The sequence below is a fragment of the Fibrobacter sp. genome (assembly GCF_045131395.1).
Taxonomy (GTDB): domain Bacteria; phylum Fibrobacterota; class Fibrobacteria; order Fibrobacterales; family Fibrobacteraceae; genus Fibrobacter.
The window spans coordinates 26,031-47,664 of sequence record NZ_JBGUQY010000004.1 but is presented as its reverse complement, the minus strand read 5'-3'; the positions used below and the strand labels follow the sequence as shown (position 1 = coordinate 47,664).

The 21,634-nt window shown below is 52.2% G+C and carries 16 protein-coding genes and 1 tRNA gene; 10 read left to right on the top strand and 7 right to left on the bottom strand.

The window, feature by feature from the left end:
• Positions 1 to 8 precede the first annotated feature (8 nt).
• Positions 9 to 3,134, bottom strand: coding sequence for a CHASE2 domain-containing protein (locus ACJMNB_RS02550; RefSeq protein WP_405338677.1), 3,126 nt, complete (start codon positions 3,132 to 3,134; stop codon positions 9 to 11).
• A gap of 50 nt (positions 3,135 to 3,184) precedes the next feature.
• Here ACJMNB_RS02550 and ACJMNB_RS02545 point away from each other — a divergent pair, with 50 nt between their 5' ends.
• Positions 3,185 to 6,187 carry a DNA translocase FtsK gene (locus ACJMNB_RS02545; RefSeq protein ID WP_405338675.1) on the top strand — a complete coding sequence of 1,001 codons (3,003 nt, stop codon included), beginning with the start codon at positions 3,185 to 3,187 and terminating at the stop codon, positions 6,185 to 6,187.
• 10 nt (positions 6,188 to 6,197) lie between these two features.
• Here the strand turns inward: ACJMNB_RS02545 and ACJMNB_RS02540 are convergent, their stop codons facing one another.
• A complete protein-coding gene (locus tag ACJMNB_RS02540; RefSeq protein WP_405338673.1) occupies positions 6,198 to 7,187 on the bottom strand; it encodes a hypothetical protein in 990 nt (329 codons plus the stop codon).
• 17 nt (positions 7,188 to 7,204) lie between these two features.
• Positions 7,205 to 8,569: a DUF1302 family protein gene (locus ACJMNB_RS02535; protein WP_405338671.1), complete on the bottom strand. Its 1,365-nt coding sequence runs from the start codon at positions 8,567 to 8,569 to the stop codon at positions 7,205 to 7,207.
• A 100-nt stretch (positions 8,570 to 8,669) separates the two neighbouring features.
• Between ACJMNB_RS02535 and ispE the strand changes: the two genes are divergently transcribed.
• From ispE to ACJMNB_RS02505, 6 genes are all read left to right on the top strand, one after another.
• Positions 8,670 to 9,533, top strand: a complete 864-nt coding sequence (ispE, locus tag ACJMNB_RS02530; RefSeq protein WP_405338669.1) for a 4-(cytidine 5'-diphospho)-2-C-methyl-D-erythritol kinase — start codon at positions 8,670 to 8,672, stop codon at positions 9,531 to 9,533.
• A gap of 48 nt (positions 9,534 to 9,581) precedes the next feature.
• Positions 9,582 to 9,653, top strand: a tRNA-Gln gene (locus ACJMNB_RS02525).
• A gap of 37 nt (positions 9,654 to 9,690) precedes the next feature.
• On the top strand, positions 9,691 to 10,302 hold the full coding sequence (locus ACJMNB_RS02520; protein WP_405338667.1) for a 50S ribosomal protein L25: 612 nt from the start codon (positions 9,691 to 9,693) through the stop codon (positions 10,300 to 10,302).
• 79 nt (positions 10,303 to 10,381) lie between these two features.
• Entirely contained in the window at positions 10,382 to 10,936 is a 555-nt protein-coding gene (pth, locus tag ACJMNB_RS02515; RefSeq protein ID WP_405338665.1) for an aminoacyl-tRNA hydrolase, read from the top strand.
• A gap of 83 nt (positions 10,937 to 11,019) precedes the next feature.
• Positions 11,020 to 12,477 carry an IMP dehydrogenase gene (gene guaB, locus ACJMNB_RS02510; protein ID WP_405338663.1) on the top strand — a complete coding sequence of 486 codons (1,458 nt, stop codon included), beginning with the start codon at positions 11,020 to 11,022 and terminating at the stop codon, positions 12,475 to 12,477.
• A gap of 132 nt (positions 12,478 to 12,609) precedes the next feature.
• Positions 12,610 to 13,338, top strand: coding sequence for a hypothetical protein (locus ACJMNB_RS02505; RefSeq protein ID WP_405338661.1), 729 nt, complete (start codon positions 12,610 to 12,612; stop codon positions 13,336 to 13,338).
• 82 nt (positions 13,339 to 13,420) lie between these two features.
• On the opposite strand, the gene gatA is transcribed toward ACJMNB_RS02505, so the two are convergent.
• From gatA to ACJMNB_RS02485, 4 genes are read right to left on the bottom strand one after another with little or no spacing between them, the layout of a single operon-like run.
• A complete protein-coding gene (gene gatA / locus ACJMNB_RS02500; protein ID WP_405338659.1) occupies positions 13,421 to 14,836 on the bottom strand; it encodes an Asp-tRNA(Asn)/Glu-tRNA(Gln) amidotransferase subunit GatA in 1,416 nt (471 codons plus the stop codon).
• Positions 14,836 to 15,159 carry a DUF4321 domain-containing protein gene (locus ACJMNB_RS02495; protein WP_405338657.1) on the bottom strand — a complete coding sequence of 108 codons (324 nt, stop codon included), beginning with the start codon at positions 15,157 to 15,159 and terminating at the stop codon, positions 14,836 to 14,838. Before ACJMNB_RS02495 ends, gatA begins: the two co-directional genes overlap by 1 nt.
• 34 nt (positions 15,160 to 15,193) lie before the next feature.
• Entirely contained in the window at positions 15,194 to 15,871 is a 678-nt protein-coding gene (gene ung / locus ACJMNB_RS02490; RefSeq protein WP_405338655.1) for a uracil-DNA glycosylase, read from the bottom strand.
• The gene (locus tag ACJMNB_RS02485) at positions 15,868 to 17,175 is read right to left on the bottom strand and encodes a class I SAM-dependent methyltransferase (RefSeq protein WP_405338653.1); all 1,308 of its coding nucleotides are present in this window, start codon (positions 17,173 to 17,175) and stop codon (positions 15,868 to 15,870) included. The genes ung and ACJMNB_RS02485 overlap by 4 nt, the downstream gene beginning before the upstream one ends.
• Positions 17,176 to 17,238: 63 nt before the next feature.
• On the opposite strand from ACJMNB_RS02485, the gene ACJMNB_RS02480 reads away from it, so the two are divergent.
• From ACJMNB_RS02480 to ACJMNB_RS02470, 3 genes are read left to right on the top strand one after another with little or no spacing between them, the layout of a single operon-like run.
• Entirely contained in the window at positions 17,239 to 18,234 is a 996-nt protein-coding gene (locus ACJMNB_RS02480; protein WP_405338651.1) for a metallophosphoesterase, read from the top strand.
• 7 nt (positions 18,235 to 18,241) lie between these two features.
• Positions 18,242 to 20,293: a cytochrome c biogenesis protein CcsA gene (gene ccsA / locus ACJMNB_RS02475; protein WP_405338649.1), complete on the top strand. Its 2,052-nt coding sequence runs from the start codon at positions 18,242 to 18,244 to the stop codon at positions 20,291 to 20,293.
• Between the two features lie 27 nt (positions 20,294 to 20,320).
• On the top strand, positions 20,321 to 21,628 hold the full coding sequence (locus tag ACJMNB_RS02470) for a deoxyguanosinetriphosphate triphosphohydrolase (protein WP_405338647.1): 1,308 nt from the start codon (positions 20,321 to 20,323) through the stop codon (positions 21,626 to 21,628).
• Positions 21,629 to 21,634 lie beyond the last annotated feature (6 nt).

The following is a 21,634-nucleotide window of genomic DNA, read 5'->3' as shown; positions in this document are numbered from 1 at the left end:
GGCTTTTTTTATTTCTCTGTAGCGGTATAGACACCGTCCCAAACCTCGCCTTCTGCAACAGGCGGGGTTGTTTTGTATGTCTCGCAGCGCTTGATGTATACATGGGAAGGCGTGGTCTTGCTGCCCGGATCGCGGTCGGGGTGGTGGGGTTCCAGTTCCAGACATTGGGTGAACAGGGCGATGGCGTCGTCCCATTGCATGTTCAGGTAGCAGGCGCGTGCCTTTTCCCAAATGCCGACCAGTTCCTTGAGGGCCTTTTCGTTCTCGCAGCCGGTTTTTGCCAGAAGTTCGAAGGTCTTTACAGGTTGGCTCTTACCGATCACGCGGATAGTGTCGAGGGAACGATAAATGAAGTAGCCTTCTTCCAGGTGCTTTTGGGTATCTTCGCTGATTTGGATGTAGGCGCCGTACTGCTTGGCGGCACTTTCGAGACGGGCGGCTAGGTTCACGGCGTCACCCATCATGGTGTAGTTCTTGCGCATGGTAGAGCCCATGTTGCCCGTCACGATGTCACCGGAGTTGATACCGATGCGCATGTGCATGTCATGAACGACTTTCGGCCACTTGTCGCCTTCGTTGGCCCATTTTCTACGCAACTTCATCAGCTTGGTTTGCATGTCTACTGCGGTTTCGCAGGCGTTTTGGGCGTGGTTGGGGAGCGGCATGGGGGCGCCGAAGAAGGCGATAATGGCGTCGCCTTCGTACTTGTCCAGAGTACCTTGGTTCTCGAGCAGGGTGTCCGTCATTGCGGTCAGGTATTCGTTCAACAGGTCAACCAGTTTACTCGGGTCACCAATCTTTTCGGAGAAGGTGGAGAAGCTTGCGATATCGGTAAAGTAGGCCGTAATGTTGGACTTTTCGCCACCCAGGGTCGGCATGATTTCGTTGTCCACCAGTTCGGCAATCAGTTCGGGAGAAATGTACTGTTTGAACGCGTTGTTGATAAAGTTCTTTTCTTTGTTTTCAAAGTAGAATTGCACCACCAGAGCTGTAATGTTTGTCAGGAACATGGCCAGCAATTGCTTTGAAACACCTATGTAGAGGCCTCCCTGGAAGTACTTGTAGGCGATGTAGGTGTAAACGCCCATCAATATAATCGACAGCGCCACTGAAATAGAGCTTGTAAAGTAAAGACCCAGAATAAGGCAGAGGAGGGCGAGCAGGATGACGATAATCTGCTGTTTCTTTTCGCTTAAGGTAATCAGGTAGTCGTCTGCCAAGATGTTCTTGATAATGGTAGCGTGAATCAGCACGGCGGGGTAGTTTTCTTCGTGGGGGCCCGGCACAAAGTCGAATAGGGCCGCCGCGGCAGAACCGAGAATGAAAATCTTTCCTTGATAGAACAGGTTGTCTACGCGTCCCTTGTAAACGTCGTAGTAGGACAGGTGCTGGAATCGTCTGTTGTTGATTTCGTTGTAGCGGCCTTTGTATTTGACCTGATAGCGGCCGTATTTGTCAATGGGAATGCGCTTTGCCTTTCCGAATCGAAGTTCTTCGCCGGGCTTGAGCTTGCTGATGGCTTCGTCGCTGGTGGCCTGAATGTTTCGAATCACGTCGTCCGAAAGAATGGCCTGGTTAGAATTCCATTTCTTGATGCTCTTGTTGTAATGGATTTGCATGTCCAGCGAAAGGATCATCTTCTGGTTTGCGGGCATGCGCTTGAGGGTGTCTTTGTAGAATATCAGGGTCTTGATGGCGCTTCGGGTGAAGTCGATGGACTCGTCTTCGTCCTCGTCGTCATTGTCGGTCGGCTTTCTTACAATCTGGAAGAAGCCTTCGTCATCTTCGTCTTTTCGGATAATGTAATCCTTGGTGAGCTTTACGGATTCGTGGTCCTCCAGGGCGTCCAGTTGCTCGAGGGTCACTTTCATCAGAAGCTTTGATTCCTCTTCGTCAAGAATGCTGCTGGTGCCACCATTGGAAAGCTCTATGGAAATTTTCCCGTTCTTGTCCTTATGGGCGAATACTTTGTGGGATATTTCGAGGATTCCTTCGCTGGCCTTGTTTTGAATTTTCTTTTCGGCAAGGGTCTCGCGGAGCAACAGGAACATGTGGTAACTAAAGTTGGGGTAGGTCGTATGGTAGGTGCCCATGGAGTCGCGATAAATGCCAAAGGGCTTGCCCACGTCGATATATTTGCCCATCTTGACCTGGATATCCTTGGGATCCCTGTGGAACAGGTGCAGGATGGTCATGAGGGACATGGTGGAGTATACGTAGTTTTCGTTGCTGCCGTTGACAATGGCGTTGTATTTTTCCTTGTCGTCGGCGTTGGTGGTGTCCAGGAGCGGGATGATATCCAGGGTGGGATTGGGGAACCGGTAAAGCATGGAAACTTTGCGGACCACGCCGTCGTTATCGGGGTAGGCGTTAACGGAGCCGAACTTGGCGCCTGCTTGGGCCAGTTCCGGGAATATGTTGTCTAGCAGGTCCTTGGCTTCCACGTCATCGATTTTGTCTACCTGGGTGGTGTCCAGGGTAGAGGTGTAACCGATGGCGTCGGCACGTTCCTGGGTACTCAGGGGAATCCATTGGGAAGGGTGCTTGTAGGACTTGCGGTCGTCAAACATGTAGCAGACGATGGCGTTTCCGCTTTCCTTGACGGAATTTACCAGCATGGAGTCGAAGTTGTAATTGGCCAGCAAAGCGGGATAAATGGAATCCACTTCGGCTTCGGGGGCGATTTTCTTGAGGACGCTTACCGCCTGGTTCGTCTTTTGTACACCGAAATCGGCGCTTTTAAACAGAATATCGAAGCTGATGGCCGCGGCGCCGCCTTCGCTCAAGTTCTGGATGACTTTGGCGTGAATGGAACGGTCCCATTCGTTATAGTTACCGAGTTTGGTCAGGGAGGCTTCGTCAATATCTACAATGTAAATGTTCTGGTCTAGGCTGTCGCTAATGGAAACTCGTTTGTGGGTAGTATTGTCTTCTTCGTCGGCTTTTTCGGAATGGGTGGCGGCTTTAAAGAATAAATCGTAAAAAAGGTTTTCCATTGCTTCTGCACTGTTACGTGTAGAACCCTGGATGTCGTTTTGCGTACTTCCAAAGATGAGAATAATCAAGACGATAAGGGCTGAAATAGAGAAGCCGGATAAAACTTTCTTGATCTTTTTCGAAAACTTTATTTGCATAATAAAAAGATAATATAATGCTATATTTAGGAGGTACTTGCGGAGGCATTTTGGCTACTCAAAAGAAATCGACATCGAAAAAAGCGGGAAAATCGGCAAAGTCTTCTAAAAATGACGATTTTTCGCCCTCTGAACAGAGCTTTGGCGCCATTCTTGGCGGTTGGGCCCTGGTGGGGTTCGGCTCCATATTGATGATTGCCTGTATTTGTTCGGCTTACAGCGGTGTACGGGAAAACATCTTGGGCCCTTATTTGGGTAAAATGTTCCCCGATGCCTTGGCCTTCGTGTTTGGCAGGGTCGCTTCCCTGGTGGTGTCTTCGGCTTTGGTCTTGTGGGGTGCCGCCCTGGTGTCTGTATCGAGGCGTGGTCGCTTTGTCCGCTATGCGGTTGGACTTACCCTTTTGTCGGTTGTTTTCTCGTTCCTTTTCTCCCTCCGCAATTACGGGGTGACGAAGGTTACGAAAGATGCCCTGATTCAGGGCGGTGGCGCCTTCGGGCAATTCTTTAACCAGTTTGTGGTGGCTCCGCTTTTTGGAAAGGCCCTCTTGTTGCCGGTCTGCATTTCGGTGGCGGTGATTGGCTTGATTCTGGTGATTGCCTTTGGGCTCCGTCCGAGGCATTTCAAGTTTGTGGTGCAGACGACGAATTGGTTCAAGTCGGTGTTCCAGAAAAAGGACTCGGTGGACGGCAAGGGCTATGAGCCGGTGGATGCCCGCCGCATGCCCCAGGTGCAGACCAATATGGATTTGGGTGCGGGGCTCCCTCGTGGCGTCTACATGGACGACAATACGGTGAATATCAAGCCCGACGGTTTCAAGATTCGCCGCAAGGGCAAGGTGACGCCTTTCAACGGTCGCAGCAACTGGATGGATGATGAATTCAGCCTGAACGGAAGCCTGGACGAAGTCCCGAACCTCCCGGATGAAGTGCTGCAGACAATGACGCCGCGCCAGGTAAAAGAGGTGGCGGAGTCCCGACCGGATACGACGAACAATGTGGCAGGCGAATACAATCTGGATGAGGATCCCGAAATTCGCAGGCTGGAAGATTACTTGCGCCAGAACGGTGGCAAGATGAATGCCCTCGAAATCGTGGAAGTCAAGGAAAAAATTGCTGCCTTGAAACGTGCCCGCGACTTGATTGCTTGGGAAAAGGATCACCGTGGCCGTATGCAGGTGAAGGGCGATGTGCGCCGCGAAGGTGGCGTGACGGGCTCCATGGCTGCCCGGACGGTGGTGGCCGCAAAGGGTGCGACTCAGAGGACGATGACCCAGGTTCCCGCCGAAGAACGTACCATGGTGGCAGGGGAGCCTACGGTTGCCGAACAAGCCGCCTTTAATGCTGAAGACTTGCTGGGTGGTGATGGCGCCAAGACGATTGATGTGGCTGCCTCTGATGACGATACTTTTGTGCCGGAGGTCTACGGCGCCGACGATGTGGGCGAAGTTCCCGAAATTCCAGATGGAACCATGGGAGATTCCTTTGGTGATGTGCCTAGCGGTTCATCTACAGCGGGCATGAAGGCAGCCCCCATTCCGCAGCGTGACCCGACCACGGTTTACGATGAATACAAGGTGCCAGCCATTAGCGACATCTTGGAAGAGCATGAACCCCAGACGGCCGATTACAGCGAAGACGAACTGAACGCTATTGGCAAGATGCTGGAAGAAAAGCTGGAAAACTTCAAGGTGAAGGGCCGCGTGATCGGTTGCGAAACGGGCCCCATGATTACCCGCTTTGAAGTGGAACCGGGCCCGGGCATGAAGGTGAGCCGATTCTCCGCCTTGCAAGAAGACTTGGCGCTTCCGCTCCGCGTTTCGTCGGTGCGTATTCTGGCTCCGATTCCGGGCAAGGCTGCCGTCGGTATCGAAATCCCGAATCGCAAATTCCAGACGGTGTACAGCCTGGATGTTTTCCAGAGCGAAAAGTTCAAGCCCTCGCCCGAAAAGATTCTGGTGGCATTGGGTAAAGACATTACCGGCGAAGCCTTCACCATGGACTTGGCCAAGGCCCCGCACTTGCTGATTGCCGGTCAGACGGGTTCCGGTAAGTCTGTCTGCATTAACGCCCTCATGGCCTCGATGCTCTTTAGTAAGACTCCTGACGAACTCCGCATGATTCTGGTGGACCCGAAGGCGGTGGAACTCAAGATGTACGAAAACATCCCGCACCTTTTGGCCCCGGTGATTACCAAGCCCGAAATCGCCATTCAGGCATTGCAGTGGCTTTGCTATGAAATGGACCGCAGAACCGAAGTCTTGGCGGCTGCGAAGGTGCGTAATATTGGTGGCTTTAACGCGAAGTTTGAAGCGGGCGAGTTGCCCGACGAGGTGCCCGAAGAAGACCGCGGTCATCGCATGGCTTTCATCGTGGTGATTATCGATGAAATGGCGGACCTCATGATGGTGGCTGGCAAGGAAATCGAAAAGAACGTGGCGCGCCTTGCTGCAAAGGCTCGTGCCGTGGGCATTCACCTTGTGTTGGCAACGCAGCGCCCCTCGGTCAAGGTCATTACGGGTATTATCAAGGCGAACTTGCCGACGCGTATCAGCTTCAAGGTGGCATCGCAAATCGACGCCCGCACGGTCATGGACCATGCCGGCGCCGAAAAACTCCTGGGCCGCGGCGACATGCTTTACAAGGCCGTGAACGATCCTGAACCGGTTCGTGTTCACGGCGCATTCTTGAGCGACGAAGAAGCCGAAAAGCTTGCCGATGCCTGCTCCGACCAGAACGTATTCTATCCGCAGGTAGAATCCTTCGACGTCAGCGACGGCGAAGGCGACGAAGACGGCGAGGGCGGAGGCAAGGACTTGGGCAAGCTCGACAAGTTGCTTTACGATGTAGCTGTTTGGGCGGTGGAATGTCGCGGGCTTTCGACCTCGGCGGTGCAGCGCCACTTTAGCGTGGGCTTCAGTCGCGCCGGTAAGATTGTGGACCAGCTTTACAGTCTCGGCGTTTGTGGCCCTGCCAAGGGTAACTCGAAACCCCGCGCCATGCTCCTTGGAATCGAAGAAATCCAGAACATGGAACGCTCCGGAAAATTCGGGTGATAGCACCTTTTTAGAATAAGTGTTTCCACTGGAATCCGATGGTATAGAACAGCCATTCTCTACCGCTATAGGTCATTAGAGGCTCGTATTCGCTGTCCTTGTATTTTTCGTGGAAACTCCTGCGGGATTCGAAATCCAGAAGCACGTAGAGCTTGTCTTTCTTGCCTAGCGTGATTTCTGCCATGGGCCAGATGTCGATGGTCATGAAATCGCCTTTGTAGCTTGATGAATAGTCGCCGAAGTCGCTGGATTGGTAATGGCCCGAAAGCGTGGTGCCGACACCGACCATCGAAAGCTTCAAGGGCATCTGGTAGCCTATAAAATATTCCTGCTCGTAGATCCAACCGCTAGCTAAACCATCGGAGGCCTGCCAAAGCCAGACATCGCTGTCGGTACCGGTCAATTTCTGGTAGCCAGCCTTGTAGGTGGCCGTTGCTACAATATGGTGCCAGTCGCCTTCCCACAGGGCGGCAAGATCGAACATGAGGCATGCGCTTCCCCAACCGAACAAGTACCAGTGGGCAAAGGGCGTCAAGTCCTTGTATTCGGGCTTCGTTTCGTTGTATGCGGCCATACCTTGGAACAAGTCAAAAAAATTCCAGCCAGTTCCCGCCGTGCCGCCGATGGCCAGTTCCAAAAATGCAATGGGCGATACGGTAATCGATGCGACTGGTGCGACCGTAACGGGTGAAATTTCTAGGCCCATATTGAAGGTCACATGGTTGTCGGCGGTGAATCCGTCATTGCCACGCAAGAAGGGAAGCGTGTAGGCGGCGTCCAATTCGGTTACAGCTTCAATGCCGTCGTATGGGCCGCTGATGCCTGCGATGTGAGTCGAGCCGCGGTCGTGTTCTACTTCAGGATAGTAGGCCGCTGATGTCGTCGCTGAAAAAGCCCAAGGTGATTGTGCTTGAGTGACTTTTTCTGGGGCATCTTCTGCGAAAAGTTGGCTGCCTGCGCAAAGGACGGCCGCGAATGCGAATAAAGCTTTTTTATTCATGACTCCCCTCCAGAAAGTTAGAATGACATTTTTCCTTTGAAAGTGACACTGCTAAAATCGTGGTATTCTCCGTACAGCCCGTATTTGTTAGGTCCTTTCAAGTAAAAGTTTCCGATGAGACTAAGCGTGATGGCTTCGGTCAGCTTGTAATCCAGTTCCAGTTCGCTTGCAGAAGAAAAATTTCTCAAGTCGAGTGCACCGGACCCCATGGCGGTTATTGTTTCGTTCAAGAAAGATTTCTCGATGCTGAGTGTGGCTTGGTGCTCGAATTCTCTTCTCTCAAGGTTGTCACTGTAATCGAAAACCTTATCGATGATATACTGCGCTGTAATGGTCCAGCTGCCGCTCGGTGTCCAGTCGAGGCCCGCTAGGCCCAAAGCTTGATTCTTTCGTTCACTTGCGGTGAGTTTTTTTCCTTCTACGAGTTCGTCTATTTGAGAATAGGCTGTTGTTTGAAAGTGGCGCTTGGGGAAGAACGCTCCTTCGAAACGGAATACGATGTCGTCGTAGGGGATTGCTGCATCGGCACCGACCATGGACATGTGTTTGTACTTTCCAGAAACAACAAAGGTGTCCAGATAGAATTCTTCAACTTGAGTGTTTATGTAGCGGGTGTAACTAATGAAGGGTGTGTCGTCCCATCCGTAGAAACCGTATAGTGACAGGGCTGCAACTGATGTATTGACGCTTGCACGCAAGGCTAGCTCGCTATGGGAAAGTTTCTTTTCGGGAAGGTCAAAATCCCTGTAAGTCTCGGGAACATCAACTCTCGATCCATCAAATTCCCTTGGGAAAACTTGACTGTTGAGCGGGTTCCCACTGGCGAGTGGAAGAATGCTTGGCGTGAAAAACGGAATCCAGTACGCGTCGAATTGAGTCTGCTTGGTCAACAGAGAAAGGCGTACGGCGTCAACCCCGAGTTTAGCCTCGTTGTAATCGCTTGCAATAAAGCTCGATTCGTCCCTTGGGTTCAGCACGTCGGTAATCTGGATGTCGTCGGCTTTTCCCCACGAAGTAATCTGACGACCTATGCGGAGTGCTAGCAGTTCGCCTTTCCAGTCGATATAGGCTTCGCGTAGCTTTAAGGCGTATGTTCCGTCGTCAGCGGTGAATGCGGACGAACCGTTTGTCGATTGAGCGCCTAAGGCGTCGTGGACAAGCTGGGCGTTCACATAGACCATGGCTTCGTCAAGGTACGATTTGACTGTTCCGTCAAAAATCGTCTGGCCGAGCAAGAAATCGCCCTTGTTATGGTGCGCATTCGGGAGTCCTACCCCGGCCTGCGAGGTAAGGCTACCCAAGAAAACTGTTTCTTGGGCGAAGATAGAAGCCGCAATGGCGAAAATCAGAAAAAACACCATTGTAGAACGGTGAACTCTCATGCCTAACTCCTTTTATTTGCCAAGCCTTTTTAGACTCTATGGTGTCTTTAATATACAACTTTTTTGCTTCTAGTGAAAAATTTTTACTAAGTTTGACGCCATGAAAGAATACGCTCCTGCCAAGATTAATTTGTTTTTGGATGTTATTCGTAAACGTGACGACGGCTATCATGATTTGGGGACCCTGTTCCAGACCATCGATGCCGGCGACACCGTAAGTGCCGAAATTCGCGAAGATGGCCGCATTACGCTTTGCTACAATGAACCGCAGAACTATCCGCTGGAATCGGACCTGGTTTACAAGGCCGCCAAGCTCTTGCAGCAGGAATCGGGCACTACTCACGGTGCTGATATTTATTTGAAAAAGATTATGCCTCTGGGGGCAGGCCTCGGTGGGGGCTCTGCTGACGCGGCGGCCACGCTTCGCCTGCTGAACCAGTTGTGGAAACTCAAGTTCAAGCCCGAAAAGCTCGAAGAAATCGGTGCCCGTCTCGGAGCCGATGTGCCCTTCCTGGTTCGTGGCGGTTCTGCCTTTGCCGAGGGTATCGGCGAAAAGCTCACCTTTATCAAGCCCTTGCAGCTGAGTGAAGAACAGTACCTGCTGGTGGCCACTCCGCTGGACTCCGTGCCGACCAAGGATGCCTATGCCGGCGTGCCCAAGTCCGGTCCGGACCGCTGGGAAACCTTCAAGGCCAAGTGCAAGTCGGCAGGCAAGTCCGCCATTGAATATGCCCTGGCCAACGGTTTTAACGGTTTCGAGGAATCGGTATTCCCGAAGCACCCCCTTGTCGAAGAAATGAAGAATGAGTTTAAGCGCCTCGGGGCGACCTCCATCTTGATGTCGGGGTCGGGGGCGTCTGTTTTTGGCGTTTTTGCAACCCGTGAGCAGGCAAAAGCGGCTGCCGAAGAGCTGAAACCGCTCTCCAGGTACCAGGTCGTGACCCGTTTTTTCGAGGGTTTTTAGCTAAAGGCCTTTGAAATTTGCGCAAATTTGCTATATTTGCGCCACCATTGGGGTATCGTCAAGTGGTAAGACAACGGATTTTGATTCCGTTATTCGTTGGTTCGAATCCAGCTACCCCAATGAATTTTTTTAACCATTTACTAATTGGAGTAAAATTATGGAACTCACAAAGCTCGCAGCAACCTCGAGAGTGCTAGGCAAGAGCCGCGACAACGCCCGTCTCCGCAAGGAAGGCAAGATCCCGGCTGTCTATTATGGTAAGGGTCAGGAGTCTGTGAATATCAGCGTTAGCGCAATCGATGTTCGCAAGGTTCTCGCCCCGGGTAAGCGTTACACGCTTCTCGACCTGGAAATTGATGGCAAGGCCGGCAACGCTGCCGTAATTTACAACTACCAGAAGAACCCCCTGACTCAGGAAATTGAACACATCGACTTCCTCAAGATCGACGATGCTTCCAAGGTCAAGGTTCGCGTTCTCGTTAAGCTCAGCGGCCTCCCGGTTGGTGTCAAGACCCAGGGTGGTACCTTCGCTCAGCAGAACCGTTACATCCAGCTCGCCGCTGTGCCGTCCAAGATTCCGGCCGTGCTCGAAATGGATATCTCCGACTTCCCGGCTCCGACGACTTTCTACGCCAAGGACCTGAAGCTCGAAGACGGTATCGAACTTGCTTGCAAGCCGCGCACCGTTATCTTCACCATTACTGCCAAGAGCGGTAAGAAGGCTGAAGAAGCTGCCGCTGCTGAAGCTCCGGCTGCCGAAGCCAAGTAATTTTCTTTTAGAATTTCTTTTAGAAAATTTCAAAGGACCTGCCCTGAATAAAGGGTGGGTCTTTTTTTATATTTGGGGCATGTACATTATTGTTGGTCTCGGAAATCCTGGTACTCAGTACTCTAACACTCACCACAACGCGGGCTTTATGGCGGTAGAAAAACTGGCCGACCCGAACAAGGACTGGAAAAGCGAACACAAGGCGCTGACCATGAAGGTGAACATTGCCGGCGAAGAATGCTTGCTCGCCAAGCCGCAGACCTACATGAATTTGTCTGGCGAAGCGGTGCAGGCCTTGATGACCTGGTACAAGGTGAAAGTGGACCATCTGCTGGTTTTCAGCGATGACATTAATTTGGATGTGGGCCGAATCCGTTGCCGCAAGGACGGCAGTCACGGTGGCCAGAACGGGCTCCGCAATATTATTGAGCATGTAGGCGACAAGTTCCCGCGCATCCGTTTTGGCGTTGGCAAATGCCCTCCGAAATTTGACCTCAGCAACTGGGTGCTTGCCAAGTTCTCTCCCGAAGACCGCCCCGTGTTCGAAGAGGCCATCTCAAAGGTCCCTGCACTTGTCGAATGCTATTTCAAGCTCGGCATCGAAAAGTGCATGGAACGTTATAACGGGAAATAGTCAAATTTTGGTAAAATATTCACCTGTTACTAGTGACTAAAGGCTGAAACTATTCTATATTTACCTCGCAAAAAGAGGTACTTATGAAACTTTTGCCTGAAGCCTTGACGTTTGATGACGTCCTGCTCGTTCCCGCTGAATCCTCCGTTTTGCCGGCTCAGACCGACGTGAGCACCCAGCTCGCCCCGAATATTAAGCTTAACATTCCTATTATCAGTGCCGCCATGGACACCGTGACGACGGCTCCGCTCGCTATTTCCCTCGCTTTGCAGGGTGGTCTCGGTATCATCCACAAGAACATGAGCGTCGAAGACCAGGCCGAAGAAGTCCGCAAGGTCAAGCGGTGGCAGTCCGGTATCGTGACCAATCCGGTGACTCTCGATGCCGACGAACCGGTGTCTGCTGCATTTGAACTCCGCGCCAAGAACAAGGTGAGCGGTTTCCCGATTTTGTCCAAGGGCAAGCTCGTCGGCATGCTTACGAGCCGTGACCTCCGCACCGTAAGCGACATGAACGTGAAGATCCGTTCCGTGATGACGAAGAATCCGGTGACGGCAAGCCCGAAGGTTAGCCTTGCCAAGGCTAAGGAAATTTTGGCCGAAAAGCGTATCGAAAAGCTCCCGCTGGTGGATGCTTCCGGTGCCTTGAAGGGCCTGATTACCATGACCGACATTTTGAAGCGCGAAAACAACCCGAACGCTAGCCTCGACAAGAACGGCCAGCTGCTCGTGGGTGCCGCTGTGAGCACGTCTGCCAATACGCTGGAACGCGTGGCGGCTCTCGTGGATGCCGGTGTGGACTTGTTGATTATCGATACGGCTCATGGCCACCACATCGGTGTGCGTAACATGGTGAAGACCGTTCGCAAGAAATACCCGAAGCTCACGATTTGCGCCGGTAACGTTTGCACGCCGGAAGCTGTCGAAGAACTCGCCAAGTGCGGTGCCAACATCGTCAAGGTGGGTATCGGTCCGGGTTCCATCTGCACGACTCGTATCGTGGCCGGTGTGGGTTACCCGCAGTTCTCCGCTGTGGTGGAATGCGGCAAGATGGCTCGCAAGGTGGGCGTGAAGATTATCGCCGACGGTGGCCTCAAGTTCTCTGGTGACATCGTGAAGGCTCTGGCCGCTGGTGGTCACGCCGTGATGGTGGGCTCCCTCTTTGCCGGTACCGAAGAAGCTCCGGGCGAAGTGATTCTCGCCGATGGCCGTAGCTACAAGAGCTACCGCGGCATGGGTTCTCTCGGTGCCATGAAGGCTGGCTCTGCTGACCGTTACTTCCAGGGTGGCGTTCAGGAACCGCGCAAGTTCGTTCCGGAAGGCATCGAAGGCCGCGTTCCGTACAAGGGACCGCTCCGCGACACCGTTTACCAGCTGATTGGCGGTATCCACTCTGCCATGGGTTATGCCGGTGCTGCAAACCTCGAAGAACTCTACAAGAAGGCAACCTTTGTCCGTATCACGGGCGCAGGCCTCCGCGAATCTCACCCGCATGACGTGACGATTACGAAGGAAGCCCCGAACTACCGCACTGGAGATTAGGCACTTAATGTCACCCCGGACTAGTCCCGGGGTCGCCTTTTCGAAATACTTCAATCCGTTGCATACAAGTGCGACGGATTTTTTATATTTAAACAAACTAATTTTTAGAATTACATAAAAAAGGAGTTGAGAATGAGATTCGTTAAGTTGTTCGTTGTTTTTGCTTTGCTTGGCCTAGCCTTTGTTGGCTGTTCGGGATCAAAGCAACACAAAGATGCTTCATGGACGGCGAAACCATCGAATTTGCAGGTGGTGTTCACTGCACCTGTTGTCGTAGATTCGACAAAGGATAATTGCCCGATGTTCCCTTGGTATTTTACAAACGCTAATGTAGCTGGGGGCGCAAGGACGACTATATGTGAGAAGGATGTTCTCATGCTGCCCGGAGAAATGAAAAAGATGTCGGAGTGGTTTTTGAGTAATGTCGATAATACGCTTAAGTTCAATTCAAGCTCTCATTATAAGATCAGTGAAATTTCCAAGGATCTTGTTTCTTACTCCGAAAAAGATGTTGATGGTGAAAAACTTCGTGTTCCCGTGCTGAAATCTATGTCGGATAGTGCCGATGTTTATATGGTTTTGGATAGTATTCGATTGAAGTCCAAAATTCGCGTGAAGGAAGGGGCTTCTACATATATGGCGTCTGTTGACATGAATGTTGGATCTACCATAAATAATAATTGCGTGTATATATCGGCTTCGTACGCTTTTTACGATGTGAAAACCGCGAAACCGCTGGATTATGGTTATCTGGAAGAATCTCAATGTTCGGACCAGATGGTGATTGAACATGACTGGGTAAATGTTTTACGAGACCTGATTCTGCATATGATAGACAAAACTCCAGTTGCGCAGTTTTAAATAAGAAAACGCAGCTTAACTAGGCTGCGTTTTTTGATGTATAATTTAACGAGAATTGCGGCATTTGTGAAATGCGCGACACTCACTTTGCAAGCTTTTCCGTAGCAGCGGCGACGCTGAGCAGGTCGGCTTCCTGGAACGGCTTGCCGATCCACTGGAGACCCACGGGGAGGCCTCCGGCCATGCCGCACGGCACGCTCACGCCCGGGAGACCGGAAAGGTTCAGGCTCACGGTGTAGATGTCGCTGAGGTAAACGGCCATCGGGTCGGATTCGTTCATGCCGCACTTGAGCGGGAGACCCGGCATGGTGGGGCTGGCGATCACGTCGCAGCTTTCGAATGCCTTGTTGAAGTCGTCGGTAATCAGGCGGCGGACCTTCTGGGCCTGCACGTAGTAGGCGTCGTAGAAGCCTGCGGAAAGCACATAGCTTCCGAGGAGGATACGGCGCTGAACTTCCTTGCCGAAACCTTCGCTGCGGGACTTGGCGTACAGGTCAAAGAGCTTGCGGGCTTCCTTGCTGCGGTAGCCGTAACGAACGCCGTCGTAGCGGGAGAGGTTCGAGCTAGCTTCGGCGGTTGCAATGATGTAGTAGCTGGACACGGCGTAGCTGATGTGCGGAAGGCTGATTTCCTTGAGGGTAGCGCCTTCGGCTTCGAGCTTCTTGAGCATGCCTTCGATGGCGGCCTTGCATTCGGCGTCGAGACCTTCGCCGAAGTATTCCTTCGGAACGCCAATCACCTTGCCCTTGACGCCGGCATTAAGCTTTGCGGTAAAGTCTTCGGTCGGGCGAGTGCTGGTGGTGTTGTCGTGCGGGTCGATACCGCAGATAGCGCCGAGCAATGTGGCGGTATCCTTAACGGTTGCACCGAAGGGGCCAATCTGGTCCAAAGAGCTAGCGTAAGCCAACAGACCGTAACGGGATACACGGCCGTAGGTGGGCTTCAGGCCCACAACGCCTGTGCAGGCTGCGGGCTGACGAATAGATCCACCGGTGTCGGAACCCAGTGCACAGGCGACCGTGCCACTGGCCACGGCTACGGCCGAACCGCCACTGGAGCCACCCGGAACTCGGGATTCGTCGAGGGGGTTGATGACCTTGCCGAAATAAGAAGTTTCATTGCTGGAACCCATGGCGAATTCGTCCATATTCGTCTTACCGACGATTACGGCGCCGGCGGCTTCGAGCTTTTCGATAGCGGTGGCGGTGTAGGGGGCAACAAAGTTTTCAAGAATCTTGGAGGCAGCGGTCGTGCGCGTGCCTTCGATGCACATATTGTCCTTCACGGCGACGGGAATACCGTCCAGGGCACCCAGGGTCTTGCCTTCTGCGCGACGCTTGTCGGATTCGGCTGCCTTTTGGAGGGCGCGTTCGTTCAAAACGCTAATGTATGCATTCAAATTCTTGGTAGATTCAATCTTTGCAAGGGATTCTTCTGCGAGCGAAACGGCGGTGGTACCGCCAGCGAGCTTGGCTTGAAGTTCGTCAATAGTAAACATTACCTTTCTCCGGACCATTTCATAATGTAGATGCCGAGAACCATGCCGATGACACTGACCACGTTCAGCTTGATGCCAAATCCAAAGGCAAATTTGACGAGGTACAGGTCAAGAACAACCGGTTCGGGCCTGTCAACAAAACCGATGTTAAAGTTGAACGATGAAACGAAGAAGTTGTGGACCACGTTATTGTATCCACCTGCGTTCATCAGTTCGCCGAGTTGGCCAAACAGCGTACCGAGGCACTCACCAAGGATTCCGCCGATAATCAGGCCAAGAAAAATAAAAAGCAGTAAACGGCCAAAAGTATTCTTGCGATTCATATCGGTTAATATAGAAAATTAGACCGGCGCGGCGCTACTTGATGCTCCAGTCGATGGGCTCCAGTCCCTTACTTATTAAATATTCGTTTGCCTTACTGAAATGTTTACATCCAAAGAAACCCCGGTAGGCCGAAAGGGGGCTCGGGTGGGGGGCCGTTAAAATCAGATGGCCGCGGTTTTTGGCCACGAGATCCTGTTTTTTGATGGCAAAACTGCCCCAGAGCAAAAATACCAGGTTTTCGCGGGTTTCGGACAAGCGCTTGATGATGGTGTCGGTGAACTGTTGCCAGCCGATTCCGGCGTGGCTTGCCGCCATGTGGGCGCGAACCGTCAGGGAGGCATTCAGCAAAAGGATTCCCTGGTGAGCCCAGCTTTCCAGGTTGCCGTGGGGTGGCGGGTTAATGCCCAAGTCGTCGTGGAGCTCCTGGAAAATGTTAATCAGGGAAGGGGGCGGCTCGATACCCAGGGGCACCGAGAAACAAAGCCCGTGAGCCTGGCCCGGGTTGTGATAAGGATCTTGCCCGATGATGACTGCTTTCACCTTGTCGACGGGACAAAAGTCAAGTGCAGCGAAGATCTTGGATCCCGGCGGATAAACCACATGGTGCTCGGCCTTTTCTTGCAGGAGTTTTTCTTTAATTTGTTTGAAATAAGGCTGCTCGAATTGGTCGGCGAGCAGTTTGAGCCAAGATTCTTCGAGTTTGACGGTCATAGACTTCTCCGGGCGAGAATGGCGATTTTTTCGCCATAGGCGCGGGTGTAGAATAGGATGGCGGAATTTTTGCCCTTGGGCTTTAAGCGCTTGATTTCGGCGTCTGGGTCCAGCCTTACGCCGCGGAGCTTGAGGGTGATTTTGCCGACATCATGTTCCTTGAGCATGGCGCGGACGGCGCCTGTTGCAATTTCGGCGTGGGCCAGAACCTCGTAGCAGGCAAATCCTGGTGCGGGGAGCGGGTTTTCGCTGGTCACGTAGGCGATTCCTTCTGAAATCAGCCGGGCGTTTGTGTCGTGGGCGAGGGCTGCCGCATTGAAAAGGTGGCTGCGGATGAGTACCGGCGCCGGTTCCGAAAGGTACTTGCCCAATTCTCCGAGAGGGAGGTCGCTTTTGCTTGTGGCGGTGCGGTAGGTGCGATCTTTCCCTTCGAGGGAATCGTTTTTGTCCAGTTTTTCCTGGAGGTCATCGTCCAAGGTCTCAATGGAACGGTCGCGCTTGCGGTTCCACTGGGCAAGGGCTTCACCTGTCTTATTGACGATAACGGCTCTAACTGTATCCGGATTTCGCGCCAGTTCTCCGAAAAGCACCAGGCATTCGCGGCAGTCGCTGTGGCCGCCTATATATATAATCTCGGTGCCGTCGGGAATTTCTGCCGGAGGGTAGCCGGGCGGAAGCTTTGCCATGCCGCCCTTGTAGTGTCTGCTGATTTCAACCACTTCTTCCAGGGTGGGCGTCAGGTTGCGCAGGTCTCGCTGGTTTTCGCCTTCCAGGGCGCGGCGGGCAGGATCGATGGTGAAAAAGTCCGCGCTTGGATTGCCCGCGAAGTCGTTGCCGCAGGCGACTTCCCGGACATCGGCGCAACGTGTATCGACGTCCTTGCCGAAAGCCTGCTGGTTGTAACGGTACATGGCCAGACGGTTTTCGTCCAGGTCCACGCCGGTCACCTTAAGGTTGGCGGGCAAAAAGAAACTGTCTCCGCCCATGCCGCAGCATAAATCGTTTACGGAACCTTCGGTTGGCCAGAGGCTTGCCTTCCAGCGGCCAATATCCTGGGCGGTACTTTGCTCCAGGGCCAGCTTGTCGCAGAGCAGAAATTTATCCTTTCGCTCCGATTCGGCAAAAAACTTTTCGCGGAACTTGGGAACAAGCGCCATGTAGTCCATGATGGTGGCGCGTTCTTCGTTGCTGTAACCGTCTTTGTTCAGCCGGGTTGATACTTGAAGGGCGTCCATCTTGCGGGCAAAGGCTTCTTTGATAAAGCCCTGGGTCTTGTCGGATGTAAGCAGTTCCCAAATGTTCATATTTATAATGAGCTGGTTCTTTTGCGCAAAGATAATTTTATTTGCATTAGTTATATTAGAGACATGACGAATTCCTTGGATTTTATCGGTGATGTTCATGGACATTGTGATGAACTGCGTGCCCTGCTGAAAAAGTTGGGTTATGTGGAATCGAATGGCGCCTACCGTTATCCGGGGAATGAACGTACGGTGGTGTTTTTAGGCGATTACGTGGATCGCGGCTCCAAGGTGCGTGAAACGCTGAATCTGGTACGTTCCATGCGGGAGGCGGGAACTGCCGTTGCCCTCATGGGAAACCACGAATTCAATATGCTTTCGTTCTGGCAAAGAAACGGCGCCGGTGGTGGCCATTTCTTGAAAAAGATGAAGGACTGCTACCTTCGCGAGCACAGCTTCAACAAGATGGCGATTCATTCGCGGACGGTTAGCGATTTTGTGGGTCGTAAGCAGGAATTCTTGGATGCCTTGGAATTCGTGAAAACCTTGCCTATTTACCTAGAGACAGATTCTTTTAGGGCGCAGCACGCCTGCTTTGACGGGGCCGCTGTCGAGGCTTTAAGGCGTGAAAATATCACCTGCTTTGCCGACGGTAATTTTGATGAACTGATTGCTCGGGCCAACGACGAGGATTTTGAATACGAAGATAGCCTTTTTGTGCCCATGAGCACCCTTTTGAAGGGGCCTGAAATGCCTTTGCCCGAGGGGGAGCATTTTACCGATGCCGAGGGCGTGCGCCGTGTCAAGACCCGCATTGCCTGGTGGGTGAATCCGGCAAAGGCTAGTTTTCGGGAATTGTGCTTTCAGCCGGGCGTATCCATGGATGTGCAGGCGGAAGTCTTGCCGCAGGTTCGTGCAAGGAATTTTTACGGCGAAAAGGAACGTCCGGTGTTTTTCGGGCATTATTGGCTGACGGGGCTTCCGAAACTGATTCGCGATAACGTGTGCTGTTTGGATTTTAGTGTGGCTGGTTACCGCGGGAATGGTCGCCTGGTGGCGTACCGTTTTGACGGCGAGCAGAAATTGGATGAAAGTAGGTTTGTTTTTGTAGACGCAATGTAATCCATATATGATGCGTAAACTATTGAAAGGTCTTTCTTCTTTAAAATTCACGGCTGTGCTCCTGGTGGCCTTTTTATTGGTGACTTTTTGGGGCGTGCTGGCCCAGGCGAACGCCGAGGCTGCGGGTGTATCTGCTGCGGTAGCGGTAGATCGCTTCTTTGATAGCTATTTCCTTTGGATTTTGGGGGTGGTGCCGCTCCCGGCCTTTAAGGGACTTGCCTTGTTGACTGCCGTGAACGTGGTGGCATCCATGATTTTCAGAATGCCTCGCGGATTGAAAAATGCGGGACTTTGGTTGATGCATGTGGCCCTGTTGTTTTTGCTTGTGGGCGGTGTCGCCGAAAGTGAAATCAAGCGGGAATACAATGGCTACCGGGACATTTCGATTGTCAATGCGGACCTTTCCTTTTTTTCCGTTGACGATAGCTTGAAGATTTCCCCTGTTGAAATCCCTAAAAATGATTACGCCTATTCGGTCCATTATCACGGCAGGGTCGATAACGTCATGGGAACAGCGGTAGATTTGTACAAGGCAACCTACGACCCTTTGCGTTTTGTCCCTTATGTCTTTATGGTGTTGTTTCTTTTAGGCGCGGCTGTTCACTATGCGGTAAAGGTTCGAGGTCGGCAGACGCCTAAAACAGCTGTGTTCAAGATGCTGCCTTTTGCCGTGATGCTTGCGGTATTGCCGATGAATGCCCGTGCTTCGGAGCGTCCAATTCCCATATGGGAGGCCTTGCATAGCGATACGCCTGTTTTGGTGGAGTCTTCGGTACGTCCTTTTGATTCTTTTGCTCGCGGGTTCCTCGATGAACTCAGTGGCCATGTGAAGTACAAGAAACTTGCGGCGGCCGATGTGGTGCGGAAAATCTTGCTGGCCCCTGAAGAGGCTCGGCAGTATGCCATATTCAAGGTGCTCCGTAGTGATGTTTCCGTAATTCTCCACCTGCCTCAAGAAAAACGCTATGTGAGTTATGCGGAACTGTCTCCGTTGAAAGATATACTCAAGCTTTATGCGACCCGTAACGATGACCATCCGGCGACGGCCGAAATGCGTCGGTTGTATTCTAACGTGTTGCTGTATGAGTCTGTCGCGAACCGGTCGGCTTTTTCGATTGTGGCGAAAAATTCCCTGACCCATTCCGATGTCAATTACCGTCGGCTCAAGGCTGAAGTTTTTTATCATAGGCTGAATCTTGCCTTGTGGGGTTTTGTGCTGGCGTTGTTGGCCGGTATACTGGCAACTTTGAATGTGGTGTTCAGGTCCTTGAAGCTTGATGCTACGGCTAATATCTTGTGTATCGTTGCCACTGTAACTTTGACCGTGATGCTTGCCTTGCGCGCCTATATTGCAAGTCACCCGCCGATGTCTAGTTTGTATGAGATTGTGCTGTTGGTGGCTTTGATGCTGGTGACCTTTGAGTCCTGCGCATTCCTATTCTGCAAACGTCGTACCTATACCTTGATGATTCCCGTAACCCTGATGGCGACGGCGCTTCTGTTTTTTGCCAGATTCGTGCTGGAGCCGGGAGATACCTTCCAGCCGCTTCCTACGGCGTTGAATTCTTCGGTGTTCTTGACGGTCCATGTGTTTACCATTGCCCTGGGCTTTGCGGCCATGATTTTGTCGGGAGTGGTGGCCCATTTGGTGCTGTACCGAAAGGCAAAACCATCTCCGCTGTATTCTTTGATGGATGGAACCCTTGTTTTTGGCATGGTCTTTACCGTTCTAGGAACGCTCTTGGGTGGCGTTTGGGCCGATTATGCCTGGGGCCGTTTCTGGGGTTTTGACCCCAAGGAATGTGGAGCCCTTTTTGTGATTCTCTGGGCTATATTGACTCTCCATTTACGGGCGGGTAAGCTCATTTCGCTACGCGGTTTTGCCCTGATGAACTGCTTGAATGTGATTGTCACGTTGCTTTGCTGGTTTGGAGTGAATCTTCTTGGTGTGGGCTTGCACAGTTACGGTTTTCAGAGCGGTTCCGTGTTTTGGCTTACGGCGTTTGTCGTTGCAGACGTGGCTATTATCGCCATTATATTCCGTCGCTCGGCATCGTGATATTCGTCTAATTTTTATATTGTACCCATGCTTCAATGGGATACTTTGCTTTCTGCGACGCGCTACGGGCACCCTGCCGATTTGGACCCGAACCGTTCTGACTTTCACCGCGATTATGACCGTATCGTTTTTTCGACGGCCTTTAGGCGTCTAGGCCGTAAGACTCAGGTTCACCCGTTCTCGGTGAACGACCATGTGCATAGCCGTCTGACACACAGTATCGAAGTTTCCAGTGTGGGCCGTAGCCTTGCCATTACGGTGTACCACCTGATTAAAAAGTATCTGCCCAAGTATATTAACGAATACCATTTCGGAACCATCGTGCAGTCCGCCTGTTTGGCCCACGATATCGGTAACCCGCCTTTTGGCCATGCCGGTGAAGCCGCCATTCGCGAATGGTTCCGCAAGAACCGCAATTCGGCCCCGCTCCGCGACTTGAACGATACCGAAATTGCCGACTTCGAAAATTTTGACGGCAATGCCCAAGGGCACCGCATCTTGAGTAAGCTGGAATACCACTTCTTGGATGGTGGCATGCGCTTGACTTATGCGACCCTTGGAACCATGATCAAGTACCCGCAGCTGGCAAAGTTCGGTTCGCCCACAAGTTTGTTTGCTACAGAAGCAGACCTTTACCGCGTTACGGCTTATACGCTCGGCATTCCCGAAGTGGAAACGGGCAAGTGGGTGCGTCACCCGCTGGTGTATTTGATGGAGGCCGCCGACGATATTTGCTACAGCATCTTGGATGTGGAAGACGCTATTGAACTGGGCATCTTGAGCTACGGCGATGTGCGAGGCATGTTCAGCTATTTGTGCGGCCCCGATGTGGATATCGATCGCGAGTACCGCGAGAACGGTCAGAATTTCCGCGACTTCTTGAGCAGCATCCGTGGCCTTGCTATCCAGAACCTGATCGATGACGTGGCCCTCACTTTTGTGAACCACTACGAAGAAATCATGTCGGGGGAGCGCGTCAAGCACTTGACGAATTTGTCCCGTTCCGATGTGATGGAAGGAATCCGTATTGCGAAGCGTTTGGGAGTGGAACGTATTTACCCCGACCGCCGCAAGACTGAACTTGAAGTCGGTAGCTATACCACTCTTGCCACCGTGCTGGATGCCTTCATTAATGGTGTTTATGACTTCCGCCTGAATGGTAACAATTCTTACCGCGCCGACCGCATTGTTCGCTTGATTGGCCAGGCTAAAATCGGCCAGAGCGTGACGGTTGCCGAAGCTTACCACCAGGTGCTTGACTTTGTAAGCGGCATGACGGACAATTACGCAACCTATCTTGCTCGCCAGATCGGCGGCCTTGCCATGGGATACTAATTCCCT